The organism is Pseudomonas sp. AC242 (assembly GCF_979258655.1).
In genome coordinates this window covers 4,608,773-4,629,798 of record NZ_OZ409873.1, presented here as the reverse complement: position 1 = coordinate 4,629,798, position 21,026 = coordinate 4,608,773, and the positions used below count along the sequence as shown (strand labels likewise).

Below are 21,026 nucleotides of genomic sequence, written 5' to 3'. Positions count from 1 at the left end.
CAAGGGATAGAGCAAGGCAAGATTCAGACCATGGCGTTGCGCTATCACCTATCCCTTGTAGGAGCTGCCGCAGGCTGCGATCTTTTGATCTGTGTTTTTAACGGCAAGATCAAAAGATCGCAGCCTGCGGCAGCTCCTACATGATTCGGTCAGGTCAGTTAGTTAGCTGGCTAAGGGGATGGCGCTAACGCACCGAAAAATGGCACATTGATGCACCTGCCTGCGTGCACCCATCTGCTGTCCGGAAACTTCCATGGCTATCAGCAACGTTCAGACCGCCGCTGCCTCGGCGCCCGCTGCTCCGCAAAGCAGCCCATTGGTGATGCGTATCATCGGCGCGGTGGCGCTGGCGCATTTGATCAACGACCTGATCCAATCGGTTTTGCCTTCGATCTACCCGATGCTCAAGGCCAATTACGGCCTGACGTTTACTCAGGTCGGCCTGATCACCTTGACCTTTCAACTGACGGCATCGCTGCTGCAACCGTGGGTCGGTTATCACACCGATCGGCATCCGAAACCGTGGCTGTTGCCGGCCGGTTCGATTTGCACGCTGATTGGCATTGTGATGATGTCGATGGTTGGCAGTTTCCCCCTGATCCTGCTGGCGGCGGCGCTGATCGGTATCGGTTCCTCGACGTTCCACCCCGAAGCCTCGCGGATTGCGCGGCTGGCTTCGGGTGGACGCTTCGGTCTGGCGCAATCGACCTTCCAGGTCGGCGGTAACGCCGGTTCCGCGTTCGGTCCATTGCTGGCGGCGGCGATCATCATTCCGTTCGGTCAGGGCAACGTGGCGTGGTTCGGTTTGTTCGCGGTGTTTGCGCTGTTCGTGCTGTACCGCATCAGTCGCTGGTACGCCCATCACCTCAACCTGTTCAAGCTCAAGGCCGGTCAGGCAGCGACTCACGGGCTGTCGAAGGGCAGGGTGACCAGTGCGTTGGTGGTGCTGGGGCTGCTGGTGTTCTCCAAGTATTTCTACATGGCCAGCCTGACCAGCTATTTCACCTTTTACCTGATCGAGAAGTTCGACCTGTCGGTGGCCAGTTCGCAGTTGCACCTGTTCCTGTTTCTTGGCGCGGTAGCGGCGGGGACGTTCTTTGGTGGGCCGATTGGCGACAAGATCGGACGTAAGGCGGTGATCTGGTTTTCGATCCTCGGCGTGGCACCGTTCACGCTGCTCATGCCTCACGTTGATCTGTTCTGGACCAGCGTTCTCAGCGTGGTGATCGGCTTCATTCTCGCTTCGGCGTTCTCGGCGATTGTGGTGTACGCGCAGGAACTGGTGCCGGGCAATGTCGGGATGATTGCCGGAATCTTCTTCGGTTTGATGTTTGGTTTCGGCGGGATTGGTGCGGCGTTGCTGGGGCACTTGGCGGATATTCACGGGATCGAGTACGTGTATTTCCTGTGTTCGTTCCTGCCGCTGTTTGGCGTGTTGGCGATTTTCTTGCCGCGCACCAAAAAGCCCTGATTCACACATTTCCCATTGTAGGAGTGAGCCTGCTCGCGATAGCGGTGTGTCAGTTACGGTTGAATTGACTGACACTCCGCTATCGCGAGCAGGCTCACTCCTACAAGGGATTGGTGGTGTGGCGGAAAATATTTCAGGCACAAAAAAGCCGCGTATCAAACGCGGCTTTTTCTTGGGCGTAACGCTTACACGTTGAAGCGGAAGTGCATCACGTCGCCGTCCTTGACGATGTAATCCTTGCCTTCCAGACGCCATTTACCGGCTTCTTTGGTACCGGCTTCGCCCTTGTACTGGATGAAGTCGTTGTAGGCGATCACTTCGGCGCGGATAAAACCTTTCTCGAAGTCGGTGTGGATCACGCCAGCAGCCTGAGGTGCGGTGGCACCGACTTTGACGGTCCAGGCGCGGACTTCTTCAACACCGGCGGTGAAGTAGGTCTGCAGGTGCAGCATTTCGTAGCCGGCGCGGATCACGCGGTTCAGGCCAGGTTCTTCCAGGCCCAAGGCCTCAAGGAACATGTCTTTCTCTTCGCCGTCATCGAGCTCGGCGATTTCCGCTTCGATCTTGTTGCAGACCGGAACGACCATCGCGCCTTCTTCTTCGGCAATGGCGCGAACCACGTCCAGGTGCGGGTTGTTCTCGAAACCGTCTTCAGCAACGTTGGCGATGTACATGACCGGCTTGGTGGTCAGCAGGTGGAAGCCCTTGATCACTGCTTTTTCGTCAGCGCTCATGTTCTTCATCAGGCTGCGCGCCGGCTTGGCTTCGGTGAAGTGTGCGATCAGTTGTTCAAGCAATGCCTTCTGAACCACAGCGTCCTTGTCACCACCCTTGGCGTTACGCGCGACTTTCTGCAGTTGCTTCTCGCAGCTGTCGAGGTCGGCGAAGATCAGTTCCAGGTCGATGATTTCGATGTCGCGCTTCGGGTCAACGCTATTGGAAACGTGAATCACGTTTTCATCTTCGAAGCAGCGCACGACGTGAGCGATCGCGTCAGTCTCACGGATGTTGGCGAGGAACTTGTTGCCCAGGCCTTCACCTTTCGAGGCGCCGGCCACAAGGCCTGCGATGTCGACGAATTCCATGGTGGTCGGCAGGATGCGCTTCGGATTGACGATGGCCGCCAGTGCTTCCAGACGCGGATCCGGCATCGGCACGATGCCGCTGTTCGGCTCGATGGTGCAGAAGGGGAAGTTCTCGGCCGCGATACCGGATTTGGTCAGGGCGTTGAACAGGGTGGACTTGCCGACGTTAGGCAGGCCGACGATGCCGCAATTGAATCCCATGGTGTTTCCCCTCGGATAAGAGTCAGGCCTTCTGGCTGTGCAGGTTTTTCATCGCGCGGTTCCATTCACCGGCGAGGATATCCGGCAGCACGCCGAGGGCAAAGTCGATGCTGGCATCGAGTTTTTCCTGTTCGGCGCGTGGCGCACGACCCAGGACGAAATTTGAAACCATACTGGCGACGCCCGGGTGGCCGATGCCAAGCCGCAGGCGGTAGAACGTATTCTGATTGCCCAGTTGCGCAATGATGTCGCGCAACCCGTTGTGACCGCCATGGCCGCCGCCCTGCTTGAGCTTGGCAACGCCCGGAGGCAAGTCGAGTTCGTCATGCGCCACGAGGATTTCTTCAGGCTTGATGCGGAAGAAGCCGGCGAGTGCCGCCACGGCCTGGCCGCTGCGGTTCATGTAAGTGGTGGGAATCAGCAGACGAACATCCTGACCCTGATGCGAATAGCGCCCGGTCAGGCCGAAATATTTGCGATCGGCGACAAGGTTGACACCTTGTGCGTCAGCGATGCGCTCAACAAAAAGGGCCCCTGCGTTATGCCGGGTCTGGTCGTATTCAGCGCCTGGATTTCCCAGGCCAACGATCAGTTTGATGGCAGTCACGATAGGGGCCCTTCCTTTGAGTGGTGAGTAACATCGCCGCGATCAGGAAAAGCGGCGAAAGTGGACGAAAAATGCTCATTTACCATGGATGTAAACTCCGCGTTCTCGCCCGCTTTCTCGCTACGTTCCAGTCCGCGATGTTCCTTGCTCACTCAGGCATGACAGAGTGAATTACTCTGCTGCGCCTTCTTCGGTAGCTTCTGGAGCAACACGTGGAGCGTGGACGTTGGCAACAGCCTTGTCATCGCCGTGTGCCAGAGCAACGAACTCAACGCCTTTAGGGGCTTTGAGGTCCGACAGGTGAATGATCGAACCGATTTCAGCGTCAGCCAGGTCGACTTCGATGAACTCAGGCAGATCTTTCGGCAGGCAGGTCACTTCGATTTCAGCAACAACGTGCGAAATCTCGCCGCCTTTCTTCACTGGAGCAGCTTCGTTGATGAAGTGCACAGGAACGATAGCGGTCAGTTTCTGGCCAGCGACAACGCGTACGAAGTCAGCGTGCAGCACGTGGCCTTTGGCTGGGTGACGTTGCAGAGCTTTGATGATGACGTTCTGCTTGGTGCCGCCAACGTTCAGCTCGATGATGTGGCTGTAAGCCGCTTCGTTTTCGAGCAGTTTGGCAACTTCTTTGGCCAGCATGCTGATGGATTCAGGGGCTTTCTCGCCACCGTAAACAACAGCTGGAACCAGAGCGGCGAGACGACGCAGGCGGCGGCTCGCACCTTTCCCCAGGTCGGAACGCACTTCAGCATTCAGAGTAAAATCGTTCATTTTGTATCTCCAAAATAGCCATGACCGAGTGGCGTTTGCGACCAGCGCCGAACACGGTATGGGCAAAAAAGCCCCGCCCCGGCAGGAATGCCGGGGCGGGGCGCTTTTCGTCAACGAGACATTTCGAGAAGGGCAGGGCCCTTAACGGAACATCGCGCTGATCGATTCTTCATTGCTGATGCGGCGAACCGCTTCGGCAACAACCGGTGCGATATCCAGTTGACGGATACGTGCACAGGCTTGTGCTGCAGCGGACAGCGGGATGGTATTGGTCACCACCAGCTCGTCCAGCACGGAATTTTCGATATTCTCGATGGCCCGACCCGACAGCACAGGGTGTGTGCAGTAGGCAAAGACCTTGGCTGCGCCATGCTCTTTCAGGGCCTTCGCCGCGTGGCACAGAGTGCCGGCGGTATCGACCATGTCATCGACCAGAATACAGGTACGCCCTTCGACATCACCGATGATATGCATCACTTCAGAGTGATTGGCTTTCTCACGGCGTTTGTCGATGATCCCGAGATCCACGCCCAGGGATTTGGCAACAGCACGTGCACGCACGACGCCACCAATGTCCGGGGACACGATCATCAGGTTTTCGAAGCGCTGATCTTCAATGTCATCCACCAGAACCGGGGAGCCGTAGATGTTATCTACCGGAATATCGAAGAAGCCCTGAATCTGGTCAGCATGCAGATCAACCGTGAGAACACGGTCGATGCCGACTACGGTAAGCATGTCAGCAACGACTTTCGCGCTGATAGCTACACGTGCGGAACGCGGACGGCGATCCTGACGGGCATAACCAAAATAAGGAATAACAGCAGTGATACGAGTAGCCGAGGAGCGGCGGAAGGCATCAGCCATCACTACCAGTTCCATCAGGTTATCGTTGGTCGGAGCGCAAGTCGGCTGAATAATGAAAACGTCTTTACCGCGAACGTTTTCATTGATCTCGGCTGTAATTTCGCCGTCGGAAAACTTACCGACAGAGATGTCACCGAGAGGGATATGCAGCTGACGTACAACACGCCGAGCCAGATCGGGGTTAGCGTTCCCCGTAAAGACCATCATCTTGGACACGCGCAGTACCTAGAGGCTGAGGGTAACCTGGATGAGTATAGAAAATGGCAGGGGCGGCTGGATTCGAACCAACGCATGGCAGGATCAAAACCTGCTGCCTTACCGCTTGGCGACGCCCCTGTATCTGTTGCATCAAGTGCCGAGCACCTGGTTCCTTTAGAGCAGACTTTGCAGTTTGCGGTGCAACATCGAAACGTTGCTGCCTTTGGCTACAAACCCTGTAAGGGTCTCTGTCAGAAGGGCCGAGACTTTATCAGCTTCAGCTTTGCTTGGGAAGCCCCCAAACACACAACTTCCAGTTCCGGTGAGTTTTGCTTCGGTAAATTTACCTAACAAATCCAATGCGTTACGTACTTCTGGATAACGCCTTGCAACCACCGGCAAGCAGTCATTTCGACTGTTTCCCTCGGGAACGGGGCGCACTTTAATGGGCGGCGTGTTACGTGTCAACAAAGGATCGGAAAAAATTTCTGCCGTACTAACAGAGACTTGCGGCACGAGCACCAGATACCACGGTTCTTCGGGATCCACCGGGGTGAGTTTCTCGCCCACGCCCTCGGCAAACGCCGCATGGCCACGGACGAAAACCGGCACGTCAGCGCCAAGCGTCAGGCCCAGAGTAGCCAGGCGATTTTCGTCCCAACCCAGCTGCCACAAATGATTCAGACCGAGCAAAGTGGTCGCCGCGTTCGAGCTGCCACCACCAATGCCGCCACCCATAGGCAGGACTTTATCGATCCAGATATCGATGCCGAGTGAACAGCCGGACTGTTGCTGCAGCATTTTTGCCGCGCGCACGATCAGGTTGCTGTCATGCGGCACGCCGACGAATTCGGTGTGCAGTTGAATCACGCCGTCATCACGCACGGCAAAAGTGATTTCATCGCCGTAATCGACAAACTGAAACAAAGTCTGCAACTCGTGATAACCGTCTTCACGACGACCGAGAATGTGCAGCATCAGGTTGAGTTTGGCCGGCGAGGGCAGGGTCAGGCGTGCAGCGGTCATGCGTTATTGCCCCAACTTGCGCGGTTGCCAGGTCTTGATCACCAGCGTGACGTCGAGGTCGGTGCCGTGCAGCTTGATGCGCTCGGGCAACCAGTAACCGTTTTGTTCGGTGTAGGCGGTGTATTCGACTTTCCAGCCATCCTGTTCCAGGTTGGCCAGACGACTGTCCGCATCCAGGTTCAGGCGGCTTTTGCTGTTCGGCGCCGGCAGGCCACGCACCCACCAGGCCAGATTCGACACCGGCAGTTTCCAGCCGAGCTGTTCTTCGAGCAGCGCTTCCGGCGACTCGGAGTCGTAGCGACCCTGATTGGCGACTTCCAGCGACACTTTGCCCGGCCGCCCGGTCAGGCGCGCGGCGCCACGACCCAGCGGGCCGGACAGACGGATGTCGTAATAGTCCTGACGTTGCAGCCAGAACAGCGTGCCGCTACCGGAATCTTTCGGTGCGCGGATGCCGATCTTGCCATCGATCTGCCAGCCATCGAGGCCGGTCAGTTGTTGTTTGTTCGCGGCCCATTGAGCCGGACTGCCGTGGCCCTCGACCGATTCGCGAGTGCCAAAACCCGAGCAGCCAGCGAGCAGGGCGATGAAGCTGAAAACAATAACGTGGCGCAAAAACATGAGTTAAAGAGTCTCGGATCCGGTCAGGCGCTTGATGGTGCTGCGCAGAATGGTGCTGTCGGGCTGATCCTTGAGGAATTTGCCCCAGATTTGTTTGGCTTCACGCTGGTTGCCCTTGGTCCACAACACTTCGCCCAGGTGGGCGGCGACTTCGTGATCAGGGAAACGCTCCAGCGCCTGACGCAGATATTTCTCGGCGTCATCCAGGTTGCCCAGGCGGTAATTCACCCAGCCGAGGCTGTCGAGTACGGCCGGGTCTTCCGGATTGATCTGGTGTGCCTGCTCGATCAGCGCTTTGGCTTCAGCGTAGCGAGTGGTGCGGTCGGACAGGGTATAGCCCAACGCGTTAAGGGCCATGGCGTTGTCCGGATCACGCTTGATGATCAGGCGCAGGTCTTTTTCCATCTGTGCCAGATCATTGCGTTTTTCCGCGAGCATGGCCCGGGTGTAGAGCAGATTCAGATCGTCCGGGTATTGCAGCAAGGCTTGCTGCAAGACTTTCCAGGCCTTGTCGTCCTGTTTATTGGCCGACAGGGTTTCCGATTCGATCAGGTACAACTGAATCGCGTAGTCCGGTTGTTCGTCGCGCTGGGCAGCGAGTTTGCTTTGCGCTTCAGCGGTCTTGCCGTTGTTCATCAGAATATCGGCCTGACGCAATTGCGCCGGCAGATAATCGTTGCCCGGGCCGACCTGGGCGTACTCGATGAGCGCGCCTTGCGGGTCGTTGCGTTCTTCGGCGATGCGACCGAGGTTCAGGTGCGCCGAATCGACATGGCTTTCCCGAGCGATCAAGTCTTCCAGATAACCTTTGGCCTCGTCCCAGGCCTTGGCTTCCAGGCATACAAGTGCCAGCGAATAACGCAGTTCGTCGTCTTCAGGATATTGCTGAACAAGGCTGGAAAACTCGGCCTTGGCGTCGTCCATCCGGTCCTGTTCAACCAGCATGCGTGCGTAAGTCAGGCGCAAGCGTTTGTCGTCCGGGTACTTCTTGATGCTTTTTTGCAGCAGAGGCAGGGCTTCGTCGCCACGGTTGAGCAATTGCAGCAGACGTGCGCGCAGCAGAATCGGCGCAATCTCGCCTTCTTCCGGCGGATGGTCTTCGAGCAATGCCAGTGCGGCTTTGTTGTCGCCATCCTGTTGCAACAACAGGGCCTTGCCGAAAATCAGCTGGCTGTTGTTCGGATGACGCTGCAACAAACGGTCAAAACTTTTCATCAGGCCGTTGCGGGTTTCCTGATCGGTATCCGCTGCCGACAGCGCGAGGAAGTCGAAATGGGTATCGCCCTTGCCCTGCAGGACTTTCTCCATATAGACCATCGAGTCGTCATAACGCCCGGCGCGCGCCAGTTGCACGGCAGCGGCGCGTTGCGCTTCGAGGTCGTCCGGGGCGTTTTTCGCCCAGATCAGCGCGGTATCAAGGGCCGGTTGATCGGCGCCCAGATATTCGGCGATACGGAATGCGCGCTCGGAGACGCCCGGATCCTGGGTGTTGATGGCCTGGGTCACGTAGTTGTCCAGGGCAATGTCGAAACGATTGCGCTGGCCGGCGAGTTCGGCGCTCAACAGACTGAAAACGGTTTCCTCGCTGAACGAGCTGTAAACCTTGGGCTTTTCAGGCGCGGGCGTGGTGTCTTCAACCGACGGCGTACCGTCCGGCGAAACGGGAGCCAAGGCCTGGCAGCCGCTGAGGAAGACAAAAGCGAGGAGCAACGCGGAAGATCTATTCATATAGGAAGAGGACGACTAACCTGCGGTCGGATCATCATGACACAAGCCTTCGGCCAAACATAACCGAGACTCAATTGTGCCCATTATAGGGGCTGACGATTGGGACAATAGTCAGCGGTAGTTGTTCTGAATCTTTCGAAGGTGGACAATTGCCGGCTTCACGTCACCATCAGCGACCTTGAATGGCCTTCCTTGCACTCGGTATCAACCACAAGACTGCTTCAGTAGACGTCCGCGAGCGCGTGGCCTTTACCCCTGAGCAGCTGGTGGAAGCCTTGCAGCAGCTCTGCCGACTGACCGACAGCCGCGAAGCTGCGATCCTCTCGACCTGCAATCGCAGTGAGCTTTATATAGAACAGGATCAGCTTTCTGCCGATATCGTGCTGCGCTGGCTGGCCGACTATCACCATTTAAGCCTTGATGAGCTGCGCGCGAGTGCTTATGTGCATGAAGATGATGCGGCAGTTCGTCACATGATGCGCGTCGCCTCCGGGCTCGACTCGCTGGTGCTCGGCGAACCGCAAATTCTCGGCCAGATGAAATCGGCCTACGCCGTGGCCCGCGAGGCCGGCACCATTGGTCCGCTGCTGGGACGACTGTTTCAAGCCACGTTCAATGCCGCCAAACAGGTGCGCACCGACACGGCGATCGGTGAAAACCCGGTGTCCGTGGCATTTGCCGCGGTCAGCCTGGCGAAACAGATTTTCAGCGATTTGCAGCGTAGTCAGGCTTTGCTGATCGGCGCCGGCGAGACCATTACTTTGGTCGCCCGCCATTTGCACGAGCTGGGGGTCAAGCGCATCGTCGTCGCCAACCGCACGCTGGAACGCGCCAGTCTGTTGGCTGAACAGTTCGGCGCTCACGCGGTGTTGCTCTCGGACATCCCGGCAGAACTGGTGCGCAGCGATATCGTGATCAGTTCGACCGCCAGTCAGTTGCCGATTCTCGGCAAGGGCGCGGTGGAAAGCGCGCTGAAGCTGCGCAAGCACAAGCCGATCTTCATGGTCGACATCGCCGTTCCCCGGGATATCGAGCCGGAAGTCGGCGAGTTGGACGACGTTTACCTCTACAGCGTCGACGATCTCCACGAAGTGGTCGCCGAGAATCTCAAGAGTCGTCAGGGCGCAGCCCAGGCCGCGGAAGAGATGGTTTCGGTCGGCGCCGATGATTTCATGGTGCGCCTGCGCGAACTGGCGGCGGTCGATGTGCTCAAGGCCTATCGTCAACAGAGCGAACGCCTGCGCGACGAAGAGCTGCAAAAAGCCCTGCGTCTGCTGGCCAACGGCGGCAACGCTGAAGACGTGCTCGGACAATTGGCCCGTGGCCTGACCAATAAACTGTTGCACGCGCCCAGCGTGCAATTGAAAAAGCTTTCTGCCGAAGGCCGCCTCGATGCGCTGGCCATGGCCCAGGAACTCTTTGCCCTTGAGGGCTCACCGGATAGCTTTTCGGATAAAAAATCGCAATGAAAGCGTCACTGCTCAATAAGCTGGACATCCTCCAGGACCGTTTCGAGGAACTGACCGCGCTGCTCGGCGACGGCGAAGTCATTGCCGATCAGACCAAATTCCGCGCCTATTCCAAGGAATACGCCGAACTCGAGCCGGTCGTGCAAACCTATAAAAAGCTGCTCAGCGTACAAAGCGATCTTGAAGGCGCCCAGGCGCTGCTCAAGGACAGCGACCCGGACATGCGTGAAATGGCCGTGGAAGAAGTCCGTGAAGCCAAGGAATTGCTGATTACCCTGGAAGGCGATCTGCAACGCATGTTGCTGCCCAAGGATCCGAATGACGGCCGCAACGTCTATCTCGAAATTCGCGCCGGCACCGGTGGCGACGAGGCGGCGATCTTCTCCGGCGACCTGTTCCGCATGTACTCGCGTTACGCCGAACGGCGTGGCTGGCGTGTGGAAATCCTTTCGGCAAACGAAGGCGAACACGGCGGTTATAAAGAAGTCATCGCGCGCATTGAAGGCGACAACGTTTACGGCAAGCTGAAATTCGAATCCGGCGCGCACCGCGTACAGCGTGTACCCGCCACCGAATCCCAGGGCCGTATCCACACCTCGGCCTGCACCGTGGCGGTGTTGCCCGAGCCGGACGAGCGCGAAGCCATCGAGATCAACCCGGCGGATTTGCGCGTCGACACTTACCGCTCCTCCGGGGCCGGTGGTCAGCACGTCAACACCACCGACTCGGCGATCCGCATCACCCACATACCGACCGGCACCGTCGTCGAGTGTCAGGAAGAACGTTCCCAGCACAAGAACCGTGCCCGGGCGATGGCCTGGCTGTCGGCCAAGCTCAACGACCAGCAAACCGCCGCGGCGGCCAATGCGATTGCCAGCGAGCGTAAATTGCTGGTGGGTTCCGGTGACCGTTCCGAGCGGATTCGCACCTACAACTTTGCTCAGGGCCGGGTTACCGACCATCGCGTCAACCTGACCCTGTACTCGCTGGATGAAATCCTCGCCGGTGGCGTTGAAGCGGTGATCGAGCCGTTGTTGGCCGAATATCAGGCTGACCAACTCGCTGCGATAGGTGAATAAATGACCATCATTGCCAGCCTGTTGCGCGCTGCCGAATTGCCGGACTCGCCCACCGCGCGTCTGGACGCCGAGTTGCTTCTCGCGGCGGCACTGGGCAAATCACGCAGCTTTCTGCACACCTGGCCCGAACGCATCGTACCCAGTGAAGCGGCGCTAACCTTTGCTGAATACCTGCAACGCCGCCGTAGCGGTGAACCGGTGGCTTATATTCTCGGGCAGCAGGGCTTCTGGAAACTCGATCTTGAAGTCGCGCCGCACACGCTGATCCCGCGTCCGGACACTGAATTGCTAGTGGAAGCGGCGCTGGAATTGCTGCCCGCGACCCCGGCCAAAGTGCTCGACCTCGGCACCGGCAGCGGCGCAATCGCATTGGCCCTGGCCAGCGAGCGCCCGGCATGGAAAGTCACCGCCGTAGATCGCGTACTCGAAGCCGTGGCTCTCGCCGAACGCAATCGCCAGCGCCTGCATTTGAACAACGCCACCGTGCTGAGCAGCCATTGGTTCAGCGCGCTGGAAGGTCAGCGTTTCCAGTTGATCATCAGCAATCCGCCGTACATCGCTGCGGCCGATCCGCATCTGGTCGAAGGCGATGTGCGCTTCGAGCCGGCGAGTGCGCTGGTGGCCGGTGAAGACGGTCTGGACGATCTGCGTCTGATCGTTGCGCAAGCCCCGGATCATCTGCAAGCAGGTGGCTGGCTGATGCTCGAACACGGCTATGATCAAGCCGAAGCCGTACGCGATTTGTTGCTGACGCGTGGTTTCGAAGAAGTCCACAGCCGCACCGATCTGGGCGGTCATCAACGCATCAGTCTGGGGCGCCTGCCGTGCTGAATGATCAGGAATTGCTGCGCTACAGCCGGCAGATTCTGCTGCAACACATCGACATCGACGGGCAACTGAAGCTCAAGGACAGTCGCGTGCTGATCGTCGGCCTTGGCGGTCTCGGTGCACCGGTTGCCTTGTATCTGGCAGCGGCGGGTGTCGGTGAATTGCATCTGGCGGATTTCGACACGGTCGATCTGACCAACCTGCAACGCCAGATCATCCATGACACCGACAGCGTCGGCATGAGCAAGGTCGACTCGGCGCTCAAGCGTCTGGGCGCGATCAATCCTGAGATCCAACTGATCGCTCACCGTCAGGCGCTGGATGAGGATTCTCTCGCTGCAGCCGTGGCGGCGGTGGATCTGGTACTCGACTGTTCCGATAATTTTTCCACGCGCGAGGCAGTCAACGCGGCGTGCGTGGCCGCGTGTAAACCGTTGGTCAGCGGCGCGGCGATTCGGCTGGAAGGGCAGTTGTCGGTGTTCGACCCGCGTCGCGCCGAGAGCCCGTGCTACCACTGTTTATACGGGCATGGCAGTGAAGCCGAACTGACTTGCAGTGAGGCCGGTGTGGTCGGGCCTTTGGTGGGTCTGGTCGGCAGCCTGCAAGCGCTCGAGGCCTTGAAGGTTCTGGTCGGTTTCGGTGAGCCGCTGGTGGGCCGCTTGCTGCTGATCGATGCCCTTGGTTCGCGTTTCCGTGAGTTGCGCGTCAAGCGCGATCCGGGTTGCAGTGTCTGTGGTTCGCGCCATGCGTGAAGCGCCGATCGGCGTGTTCGACTCCGGCGTCGGCGGCTTGTCGGTGCTGGCGGAAATCCAGCGTTTGCTGCCCAATGAATCACTGCTCTATGTCGCCGATTGCGGGCACATTCCCTACGGTGAGAAAACCCCTGAATTCATCCGTCAGCGCTGCAGCGTGATGGCCGGGTTTTTCCGTGAGCAGGGCGCCAAGGCGTTGGTGCTGGCCTGCAATACCGCGACGGTCGCAGGCGTTGCCGATTTACGACGTGATTTTCCCGACTGGCCGATTGTCGGTATGGAGCCTGCGGTCAAACCTGCCGCTGCCGCGACCCGCAGCGGTGTGGTCGGCGTGCTCGCCACCACAGGCACGTTGCAGAGCGCCAAGTTCGCCGCGCTGCTTGATCGCTTTGCCACCGACGTTCGCGTGATTACCCAGCCATGCCCCGGCCTGGTCGAGCTGATTGAAAGCGGCGATCTGCACAGCGCCGAGTTGCGCCAGTTGCTGCAAGGGTATGTCGAGCCACTGTTGGCCAGCGGTTGCGACACGATCATTTTGGGCTGCACCCACTATCCCTTTCTCAAGCCGATGCTCAAGTCGATGATCCCAGCGGACATAAGTCTGATCGATACTGGCGCGGCTGTAGCACGGCAACTTCAGCGGCTTTTGGCGGAGCGCGATTTGCTCGCTGGCGGCCCGAACCAGCCGGTCAGATTCTGGACCAGCGCCGATCCTGCGTACTTCAAAAACATCCTGCCGCTACTGGGGCAAAGTGCTGGCGAAGTGCAAAACTTCAGCTTGTAAAAAAATTGTGAAATAACTAAAACTTCAGCTGAACTTCTGAGTAGGCGCTAGCTTCTATAGCGAAGAGTTACCTAGAAAACCAAACGATCGTTCCGGAAAAGGAAGTTTCAACGTGAAGCGACTATTCTGCTTGGCCGCGATTGCGGCCGCACTGATGGGGCAAAGTATTACTGCGCAAGCGGCAGGTGTTGAGTTCGCGGTGGGGGCCACCAGCGACTCGACCATGACGTACCGCCTGGGCATGAATTTCGACTGGGACAAGAGCTGGCTGCAAAGTGACGTCGGTCGCCTGACCGGTTACTGGAGCGGGGCTTACACCTACTGGGAAGGTGACAAGACTTCCAGTAACAACAGCCTGTCGTTCTCGCCGGTATTTGTTTACGAGTTCGCCGGTCAATCGGTCAAACCGTATGTGGAAGCGGGGATCGGCGTCGCGGCGTTCTCCAATACCAAGTACGAATCCAACAACCTCGGCGGTTCTTTCCAGTTTGAAGACCGCTTCGGTTTTGGTCTGCGTTTCAATGGCGGGCATGAAGTCGGGATTCGTGCGACGCACTATTCCAACGCTGGCCTGGCCAGTGACAACGACGGCGTAGAAAGTTACTCGCTGCATTACACGATGCCGTTGTAAGCACGATCAAAAGATCGCAGCCTTCGGCAGCTCCTACAGGTGAAACACATTCCCATGTAGGAGCTGTCGAAGGCTGCGATCTTTTGTTTTTGGGATCACCGGTAAGCCGTGGTGATGCCTTTGCGCTCTTCAATGCACTCGGGCGCGCCCATCTCGAATTCGCGGCAGATCAACGGGCGTTTCTCATAGATCGTGCACATCATGCTGTCGCGATCCAGCGCCGCGCACCAGCCGTCGTCCAGACGCAGCATCACTTCGCCGCCCCACTCATCGGTATCGATAAAGCGATCAGGCACGCCAGTGTCGGTGATCAGCATCACTTCGAGTTGGCAACAGCACGCCGCGCAGGTCGAACAAGTGACCGCCGGTTCCGTGATTTGTTGGTGGGGAATGGTCTTCATGGCCGGCAGTGTAAGGCAGTGGCCGGCATGCGTGTGAAAGGTCTGACAGACGCTCAGTGCGTCAGTCGCCGCGCCATCGTATGCAACAGCGGAAACAGCAGCGCCCAGAGCAGGCCGATACCGATCAGTGTCGGCAGTTCACCATAGGGAAATTGCACGCCGGCCAGCCGCCCGCCGGCGTAGTACGACATTGCGCCACCGACGGCCCCCAGCGAACTCGCCAGCCACCACGGCCGCGCGCTCCAGGCCAGGCAGTGACGCAACGTGGTCGCGAGCAACGCCCAGAGCAGCATCAGCCACAACGGAATCAGCGGCGACAGATCCTGAAACTCGAATACACCCAGCGCGCGCAAAACGCTGTCCACCGCCGTGCCGACAATCACCACGCTCAACACCAGGCGACCCTCAGCCGCCCAACTGCTGATCCAGCGCAGATGAATCACCAGCACCGCCAACGCCAGTAGCAACCACAAACTGTTGCCGCCGAGCACGCAGGTCAGCCAGCCGATCTGGAACAGCACGGCATTGGCGACACGCTCAAGCATCGAAGCGTCCGAGCAGCGGCGCGGTCATCGCCGCCGGTTTGGCCAGCAACAATTGCGCGGTGCCGATGGTGCGTTCGAGGAAGCCACCCTCGCAGTAACACAGGTAGAACTCCCACAGCCGCAGGAAATAATCGTCGTAACCCAACTCGCTCAAGCGGCCGTGGGCGCGGCGGAAGTTCTCGTGCCACAGGCGCAGGGTGCGGGCGTAGTGCAGGCCGAAATCTTCCATGTGCAACAGGTTCATGTCGGTGTCGCGGCTGACCACTTCGAGCATTTTCTGCACGCAGGGCAGGGCGCCGCCGGGGAAGATGTAACGCTGGATGAAATCGACGCCGCGCTTGGCCTGTTCATAGCGCTGCTCGCGGATGGTGATCGCCTGGATCAGCATCAGACCGTTGCTCTTGAGCAGGTGCGCGCATTGTTTGAAATAGGTCGGCAGGAAGCGGTGACCGACCGCTTCGATCATTTCGATCGACACCAGTTTGTCGTATTCGCCGGTCAGGTCGCGATAGTCCTTGAGCAGCAGCGTGACCTGATCCTGCAAGCCCAGTTGTTCGATGCGTTGCGCGGTAAACGCGTACTGCTCTTTCGACAGCGTCGTGGTGGTGACCCGGCAACCGTAATTCTGGGCGGCGTAAAGCGCCATGCTGCCCCAACCGGTGCCGATCTCCAGCAAATGATCATCGGGTTTGAGCGCAAGCTTCTGGCAGATCCGCTCCAGTTTGTTCAACTGCGCCTGCTCCAGACTGTCTTCGGGCGTAAGGAACTGCGCCGCCGAATACATCATGGTCGGATCAAGAAATTGCTCGAACAGATCGTTGCCGAGGTCGTAGTGCGCGGCGATGTTCTTTTGCGAGCCCTTGCGCGTGTTGCGGTTGAGCCAGTGCAGACCTTGCACCAACGGCCGGCCGAGACGGGCCAGGCCACCCTCCATGGCGTCGAGCACGTCGAGATTGCTGACGAATACGCGTACCACCGCTGTCAGATCCGGCGAACTCCAATAGCCGTGGATAAACGCCTCGCCGGCACCAATCGAACCATTGCCGGCGACCATGCCCCAGACGGCCGCATCCGTCACATGGATTTCCCCCAGCAACGCACTGCCCGGCGTACCGAACATCAGCCGTTCGCCATCCTCGACCACCAGCAATTGCCCGTGTTTGAGTTGAGCCAATTGGCGCAACACGCCACGGCGCAGCAGCGATCCGGTCAAACCGTTGGCGCTGAACCGACTGACCGACAGACTAGAGGATTTCATGGCGCTGCTCCTTGGGAGGCACAGTGGCGGTTTGAAAGCTGCCGTCGGCAGTCTGATGAGCAAAGATCGGTGCGCGTTTGAGCAGCAGCCGCAGCGCTTGCCAGTAAATCGCCAAGGCAGTTTTTGCGGTCATCCACGGAAACCGCCGCAAGTAGCGGTGCAGGCTGCGACGATCGAGACTTTCGCGTTGCAGATTGAGCGTGGCGTCGAACAGTTTGTGCTCGCCCTGCCAGTCGGCCATGTGCACGCCGAGGGATTGCGCGGCGGGCCTGAAACTCATGCGGTATTCGAGATCGCGCGGCAAAAACGGCGAAACGTGAAAGGCCTTGGCCACGGCGAAGTGCTGGTGAAAGTCCCGCAGGTCGACGGGCGTGCGCGCTGGAAGCACATAGTGATAACGCTCGCGCCACGGCGTGTTGGTCACTTCGCAGACAATCGCCGCCAGTTGCCCGTCGGCTTCATGGCAATAAAAGAAACTCACCGGATTGAACGACAATCCCCAACTGCGTGCCTGGGTCAGCAGGCAGATCGAGCCTTGCGGTTCGTGGCCGATGGCGATGCCGACCTGCTGGCGTACGGCGTCGATCAGGCGTATGCCACGGCCGGTAAAGGTCTTCAGGTAGTCAGTCTCGCGAAATGAAAACGGCGCAAAACGGCTACGTCCGGCCAGCGGCGACAGTGCAAGCACCGCGTCCTGTTCGCTGAGATCGAGGTAGAGCAAACCGATCCGGTAGCGGAATTCATGGCGGCGCGGGGAAAAACGCCGATGGCCGATCCAGCCGCTGTACAGGGCGCTGTTCATAAGGTTTCCCCGAACGCAGCGGCCACGCGCAAGGCGCTGACCACACCGTCCTCATGAAAACCATTGGCCCAGTAGGCGCCGCAATAATGCGTGTGTTGCGCGCCATCAAGTTCGCCCCAGCGTTGCTGTGCGGCCGCTGCTGCGAGGCTGAACTGTGGGTGGGCGTAGGTGTAGCGGGCGAGCACTTTGTCGGGGCTTATGCCGGCACTCTGATTGAGGCTGACGCAGAACGTGGTGTCGCTCTGAATGCCCTGCAGAATGTTCATGTCATAGGTGACGGCGGCGTGGGTGTGACCGGCGCCGCTGAGCCGATAATTCCAGCTGGCCCAGGCCAGTTTGCGCGTCGGCAGCAAACGCGTATCGGTGTGCAGCACCACTTCATTGTCGGCGTAGGGCAGGGCACCGAGGATCGCGCGTTCGGCATCGCTGGGGACTGCCAGCAGTTTCAGCGCCTGGTCGCTGTGGCAGGCGAACACCACCCGATCGAAATGCTCAAGGCCTGCCGGGCTGTGGATAACTACGCCATGCACATCGCGATCAACCCGAGTGACCGGGCAATTGAGCCGAATCCTGTCTTTGATCGCAGCCGTCAGCGGCGCGATATAGGCGCTTGAGCCGCCTTCGATGACTTGCCACTGCGGACGATCACTGACCGATAACAGGCCATGGTTTTTGAAAAACCGTACAAAAAACTGCAGCGGAAAGTTGAGCATTTCCGCCATCGGCATCGACCAGATCGCCGAGCCCATCGGCACGATGTAATGCAGGATGAAACGTTCGCCGTAACCGCCGGCCTTGAGGTAGTCGTCGAGGGTGGTGTCGGCGGCGATGCGCAGTTCGACGAGGTCGCGCTGGGCTTCTTTATTGAAGCGCAGAATATCGCGCAACATGCCCCAGAACCCCGGCGACAACAGATTGCTGCGCTGGGCGAACAGGCTGTTGAGGTTGTTGCCGTTGTACTCCAGACCGGTGTCCGGGTCGGTCACCGAGAAGCTCATTTCCGTCGGCTTGAACGCCACGCCGAGCTGGCCGAGCAGTCGGATGAAATTCGGGTAGGTCCAGTCGTTGAAGACGATGAAACCGGTGTCCACGGCGTACTGCCGTCCAGCGACCGTAACGTCCACGGTGTGCGTGTGGCCACCGACCCAGTCGCCCGCCTCGAACACCGTGACGTCATGGCGGCGATTGAGCAGGTAAGCGCAGGTAAGCCCGGCGATGCCGCTGCCGACGATGGCAATTTTCATGTCGGATCCGTCAGTGGAGGCGACTTGCGCACCATGCGCTTGCCGATCGCCAGTTGTACCCGTGCCGGCAGTTTCGACAGCGGCCACAGCGCGGCCATGAACAGCGCCGGAAAGGCGATCTCCAGCGGCCGATCCTTGAGCTTGGCGAAGATGTGCCGCGCGGCTTTATCCACAGGCCAGCTCAACGGCATGGGGAAATCGTTTTTGGCGGTCAGCGGTGTTTCGACAAAACCGGGGCTGACCACGGTGACTTCAATGCCTTCGTCGGCCAGATCGATGCGCAACGACTCGAACAGGTAACGCAAACCGGCCTTCGAGGCACCGTAGGCTTCGGCCCGTGGCAGCGGCAGATAGGTCACCGAACTGGCGACGCCGACCAGGTGCGGCGCAGTGCCTTTGCGCAGCAGCGGCAGTGCGGCCTCGATGCAATAACTGCTGGCGAGCAGGTTGGTGCGCACCACATGTTCGATGATCGATGAGTCGAACTGCTTGGCGTCCACGTATTCGCAGGTGCCGGCGTTGAGAATCACCGAGTCCAGCGAACCCCAGTCCTCGGCGATCTGCTCACCGATTTCGCGCACAGTCTGGCTGTTGGTCAGATCTCCCGGCACGACCAGAACCTGCCCCGGATAGCGTTGCGACAAGACCTTGAGCGGAGCAACCTGACGGGAACTGACTGCCAGGTGCGCACCGGTTTTCAGGATCTCTTCAGCCAGCGCCGCGCCGATGCCACTGCTGGCCCCGGTCAACCAATAACGCCGTGGAGGTGTACGACTCATCCCATTCTCCTTTTCAGCCAGGCAATGACCCGGCCCAATACTGGCAAGTGTTCATACAGCAGCGCCCCGGCATCGAAGTAATCCCGGTGGCGATAAACCTTGTCACGCCAGAGCAGATGCGAGCAGCCGCTGACGCGAATCACGCGGCCATTCGCCAGGCGCGGATGGCGATAGCTCATGACCCAGCGCAAATAGCCTTCGCAGTCGCTGATCTGGTCGAAACCATGAAAGTCGAAGCGCAGTTCGCTGACGTTGGCGTATAACTCGCCGAAATAGTCGCGTAACTGCGCCAGCCCCTGCACCTCATGCAGCGGGTCGGTGAAGTGAATGTCATCGCTGTACAGCTCGCCCAGGCTTTGCAGGTTGTCTTTGTTCAACGCTGAAAATTGCCGGGCGAAGCGGCGCAGGAATTCACTCATCATCACCTCCTGAAGACGTACGCGAAGGCAGATTCTTGAAGGCTGCCAGCGCCCGTTGCCGCGAGGTGCTGAGGTTGACGATCGGCGACGGATAGTCTGCGGCGCCGAACAAGCCGCCGAGGTTGGCCGGGTTGTGCACTTCTTTTTTGTTGAGGCCGGCCAGTTCTGGTAGCCAGTGCTTGATGAACAAGCCTTCGCTGTCGAATTTTTCCGATTGGCTCAGCGGATTGAAGATGCGGAAGTACGGCGCCGAATCGGTGCCCGTCGACGAACTCCATTGCCAGCCACCGTTGTTCGCCGCCAGATCGCCATCAATCAAGTGGCGCATGAAAAAGCGTTCGCCTTCGCGCCAGTCGATCAGCAGGTTTTTGGTCAGGAACATCGCCACGATCATGCGCAGGCGATTGTGCATCCAGCCGGTTTCGAGCAATTGGCGCATGGCCGCGTCGATGATCGGCAGACCGGTGCGCGCTTCTTGCCATGCGGCAAGATCGTCCGGCGCATCACGCCAGGCCAACGCCTCGGTTTCCGGGCGAAATGCACGGTGCCGAGAGACCCGTGGATAGCCGACCAGAATGTGTTTGTAGAACTCACGCCACAGCAACTCGTTGATCCAGGTGACCGCACCGACCTTGCCGCTCTCGAACTCGCCCTGATTGCTTTGCAGGGCGGCGTGCAGGCATTGGCGCGGCGAAATCACGCCGGCCGCGAGATACGCCGAGAGCTGACTGGTGCCGGGTTTGGCCGGGAAGTCGCGTTCGCTCTGGTAGTAGTCGATCTGCGCGTCGGTGAAGGTGTCGAGACGGCGCCGGGCTTCGTTTTCGCCGGCGGGCCATAGATCGCGCAAGGTCTGGCTCGGCGTCGAGAAGCCCTTAACCGAGTCGGGAATCGGATCGCTGCTGAGCTCAAGTTTTTCCTGTTTGCCGGGGGCCTTGACCAGCGCCGGCATCGAGCGATGCAGGCGTTCGTAACAGACTTTGCGGAACTGACTGAACACCTTGAAGTAACTCTCGGTCTTGGTCAGCACGCTGCCAGGTTTGAACAGCAACTGGTCGAGATAGCTGTGAAAGGTGATGCCCTCGGCCTTTAGTGTTTCGCCTACCGCTGCATCGCGACGGCTTTCATGAACGCCATATTCTTCATTGGCGTGAACCGCCGCTATCTTCAGCTGCCGGCAGAGTTTGAGCAGTTCTGCCGGGGCTTGATCCCAATGGGTTGCGGTGCGAATCAGCAACGGGATGTTGAGTTTGCCAAGGCTTGCGCTCAGCTCACGCAGGTTGCGCAACCAGAAGTCGACCTTGCACGGCGCATCGTCATGTTCCAGCCACTGCTGCGCGCTCAACAGGTACACGGCGACCGTCGGGCCGCGCGCTGCGGCGGCCGCGAGGGCGGTGTTGTCATGTTGGCGCAAGTCGCTGCGCAGCCAGATCAATTGCATGTCGGAACTCACTGCGTCC

At 59.1% G+C, this 21,026-nt stretch carries 22 protein-coding genes and 1 tRNA gene; 7 read left to right on the top strand and 16 right to left on the bottom strand.

Annotated elements, in window-relative coordinates:
• Window positions 1-253: 253 nt before the first annotated feature.
• A complete protein-coding gene (locus ACZZ0A_RS20700; protein WP_007912906.1) occupies window positions 254-1,471 on the top strand; it encodes an MFS transporter in 1,218 nt (405 codons plus the stop codon).
• Between the two features lie 185 nt (window positions 1,472-1,656).
• Here ACZZ0A_RS20700 and ychF read toward each other — a convergent pair whose 3' ends face one another.
• The 8 genes from ychF to ACZZ0A_RS20660 all read right to left on the bottom strand — a co-directional run bounded on the left by ychF (window position 1,657) and on the right by ACZZ0A_RS20660 (window position 8,578).
• Window positions 1,657-2,757 carry a redox-regulated ATPase YchF gene (ychF, locus tag ACZZ0A_RS20695; RefSeq protein WP_007912904.1) on the bottom strand — a complete coding sequence of 367 codons (1,101 nt, stop codon included), beginning with the start codon at window positions 2,755-2,757 and terminating at the stop codon, window positions 1,657-1,659.
• 22 nt (window positions 2,758-2,779) lie between these two features.
• On the bottom strand, window positions 2,780-3,364 hold the full coding sequence (pth, locus tag ACZZ0A_RS20690) for an aminoacyl-tRNA hydrolase (protein WP_007912902.1): 585 nt from the start codon (window positions 3,362-3,364) through the stop codon (window positions 2,780-2,782).
• 171 nt (window positions 3,365-3,535) lie between these two features.
• Complete coding sequence (locus tag ACZZ0A_RS20685; RefSeq protein WP_007912900.1) at window positions 3,536-4,138, bottom strand: 50S ribosomal protein L25/general stress protein Ctc; 603 nt, start codon at window positions 4,136-4,138, stop codon at window positions 3,536-3,538.
• Window positions 4,139-4,279: 141 nt separating this feature from the next.
• Window positions 4,280-5,221, bottom strand: a complete 942-nt coding sequence (locus ACZZ0A_RS20680) for a ribose-phosphate pyrophosphokinase (protein WP_003171603.1) — start codon at window positions 5,219-5,221, stop codon at window positions 4,280-4,282.
• A 45-nt stretch (window positions 5,222-5,266) separates the two neighbouring features.
• Window positions 5,267-5,341: transfer RNA gene (locus ACZZ0A_RS20675), tRNA-Gln, on the bottom strand.
• 36 nt (window positions 5,342-5,377) lie between these two features.
• Window positions 5,378-6,229, bottom strand: coding sequence for a 4-(cytidine 5'-diphospho)-2-C-methyl-D-erythritol kinase (ispE, locus tag ACZZ0A_RS20670; protein WP_414893569.1), 852 nt, complete (start codon window positions 6,227-6,229; stop codon window positions 5,378-5,380).
• A gap of 3 nt (window positions 6,230-6,232) precedes the next feature.
• Window positions 6,233-6,850 (bottom strand): lipoprotein insertase outer membrane protein LolB, encoded by a 618-nt coding sequence (lolB, locus tag ACZZ0A_RS20665; RefSeq protein ID WP_007912895.1) that lies wholly within the window; start codon window positions 6,848-6,850, stop codon window positions 6,233-6,235.
• 3 nt (window positions 6,851-6,853) lie between these two features.
• On the bottom strand, window positions 6,854-8,578 hold the full coding sequence (locus ACZZ0A_RS20660; protein WP_007912892.1) for a tetratricopeptide repeat protein: 1,725 nt from the start codon (window positions 8,576-8,578) through the stop codon (window positions 6,854-6,856).
• 182 nt (window positions 8,579-8,760) lie between these two features.
• On the opposite strand from ACZZ0A_RS20660, the gene hemA reads away from it, so the two are divergent.
• The 6 genes from hemA (at window position 8,761) to ACZZ0A_RS20630 (ending at window position 14,121) form a co-directional block, all read left to right on the top strand.
• On the top strand, window positions 8,761-10,047 hold the full coding sequence (gene hemA / locus ACZZ0A_RS20655) for a glutamyl-tRNA reductase (protein WP_007912890.1): 1,287 nt from the start codon (window positions 8,761-8,763) through the stop codon (window positions 10,045-10,047).
• On the top strand, window positions 10,044-11,126 hold the full coding sequence (gene prfA, locus ACZZ0A_RS20650) for a peptide chain release factor 1 (protein ID WP_095114376.1): 1,083 nt from the start codon (window positions 10,044-10,046) through the stop codon (window positions 11,124-11,126). The genes hemA and prfA overlap by 4 nt, the downstream gene beginning before the upstream one ends.
• Window positions 11,127-11,957: a peptide chain release factor N(5)-glutamine methyltransferase gene (gene prmC / locus ACZZ0A_RS20645; protein ID WP_007912886.1), complete on the top strand. Its 831-nt coding sequence runs from the start codon at window positions 11,127-11,129 to the stop codon at window positions 11,955-11,957.
• Window positions 11,951-12,706, top strand: coding sequence for a molybdopterin-synthase adenylyltransferase MoeB (locus tag ACZZ0A_RS20640; protein WP_007912884.1), 756 nt, complete (start codon window positions 11,951-11,953; stop codon window positions 12,704-12,706). The genes prmC and ACZZ0A_RS20640 overlap by 7 nt, the downstream gene beginning before the upstream one ends.
• The gene (gene murI / locus ACZZ0A_RS20635) at window positions 12,699-13,490 is read left to right on the top strand and encodes a glutamate racemase (RefSeq protein WP_095114378.1); all 792 of its coding nucleotides are present in this window, start codon (window positions 12,699-12,701) and stop codon (window positions 13,488-13,490) included. The genes ACZZ0A_RS20640 and murI overlap by 8 nt, the downstream gene beginning before the upstream one ends.
• 112 nt (window positions 13,491-13,602) lie before the next feature.
• Complete coding sequence (locus tag ACZZ0A_RS20630; protein WP_095114379.1) at window positions 13,603-14,121, top strand: acyloxyacyl hydrolase; 519 nt, start codon at window positions 13,603-13,605, stop codon at window positions 14,119-14,121.
• Window positions 14,122-14,216: 95 nt separating this feature from the next.
• Here the strand turns inward: ACZZ0A_RS20630 and ACZZ0A_RS20625 are convergent, their stop codons facing one another.
• From ACZZ0A_RS20625 to phrB, 8 genes are read right to left on the bottom strand one after another with little or no spacing between them, the layout of a single operon-like run.
• Window positions 14,217-14,522 (bottom strand): YkgJ family cysteine cluster protein, encoded by a 306-nt coding sequence (locus tag ACZZ0A_RS20625; RefSeq protein ID WP_007912865.1) that lies wholly within the window; start codon window positions 14,520-14,522, stop codon window positions 14,217-14,219.
• Window positions 14,523-14,575: 53 nt separating this feature from the next.
• On the bottom strand, window positions 14,576-15,067 hold the full coding sequence (locus ACZZ0A_RS20620) for a DUF2878 domain-containing protein (RefSeq protein WP_007912864.1): 492 nt from the start codon (window positions 15,065-15,067) through the stop codon (window positions 14,576-14,578).
• Window positions 15,060-16,325, bottom strand: coding sequence for an SAM-dependent methyltransferase (locus ACZZ0A_RS20615; protein ID WP_007912863.1), 1,266 nt, complete (start codon window positions 16,323-16,325; stop codon window positions 15,060-15,062). The genes ACZZ0A_RS20620 and ACZZ0A_RS20615 overlap by 8 nt, the downstream gene beginning before the upstream one ends.
• Complete coding sequence (locus ACZZ0A_RS20610; RefSeq protein WP_463543669.1) at window positions 16,312-17,127, bottom strand: DUF1365 domain-containing protein; 816 nt, start codon at window positions 17,125-17,127, stop codon at window positions 16,312-16,314. The genes ACZZ0A_RS20615 and ACZZ0A_RS20610 overlap by 14 nt, the downstream gene beginning before the upstream one ends.
• Complete coding sequence (locus tag ACZZ0A_RS20605) at window positions 17,124-18,371, bottom strand: NAD(P)/FAD-dependent oxidoreductase (RefSeq protein ID WP_463543668.1); 1,248 nt, start codon at window positions 18,369-18,371, stop codon at window positions 17,124-17,126. The genes ACZZ0A_RS20610 and ACZZ0A_RS20605 overlap by 4 nt, the downstream gene beginning before the upstream one ends.
• On the bottom strand, window positions 18,368-19,150 hold the full coding sequence (locus tag ACZZ0A_RS20600) for an SDR family NAD(P)-dependent oxidoreductase (protein WP_007912854.1): 783 nt from the start codon (window positions 19,148-19,150) through the stop codon (window positions 18,368-18,370). The genes ACZZ0A_RS20605 and ACZZ0A_RS20600 overlap by 4 nt, the downstream gene beginning before the upstream one ends.
• Window positions 19,147-19,569, bottom strand: coding sequence for a nuclear transport factor 2 family protein (locus ACZZ0A_RS20595; protein ID WP_007912852.1), 423 nt, complete (start codon window positions 19,567-19,569; stop codon window positions 19,147-19,149). The genes ACZZ0A_RS20600 and ACZZ0A_RS20595 overlap by 4 nt, the downstream gene beginning before the upstream one ends.
• Window positions 19,562-21,007, bottom strand: coding sequence for a deoxyribodipyrimidine photo-lyase (phrB, locus tag ACZZ0A_RS20590; RefSeq protein WP_463543667.1), 1,446 nt, complete (start codon window positions 21,005-21,007; stop codon window positions 19,562-19,564). Before phrB ends, ACZZ0A_RS20595 begins: the two co-directional genes overlap by 8 nt.
• Between the last annotated feature and the right edge of the window lie 19 nt (window positions 21,008-21,026).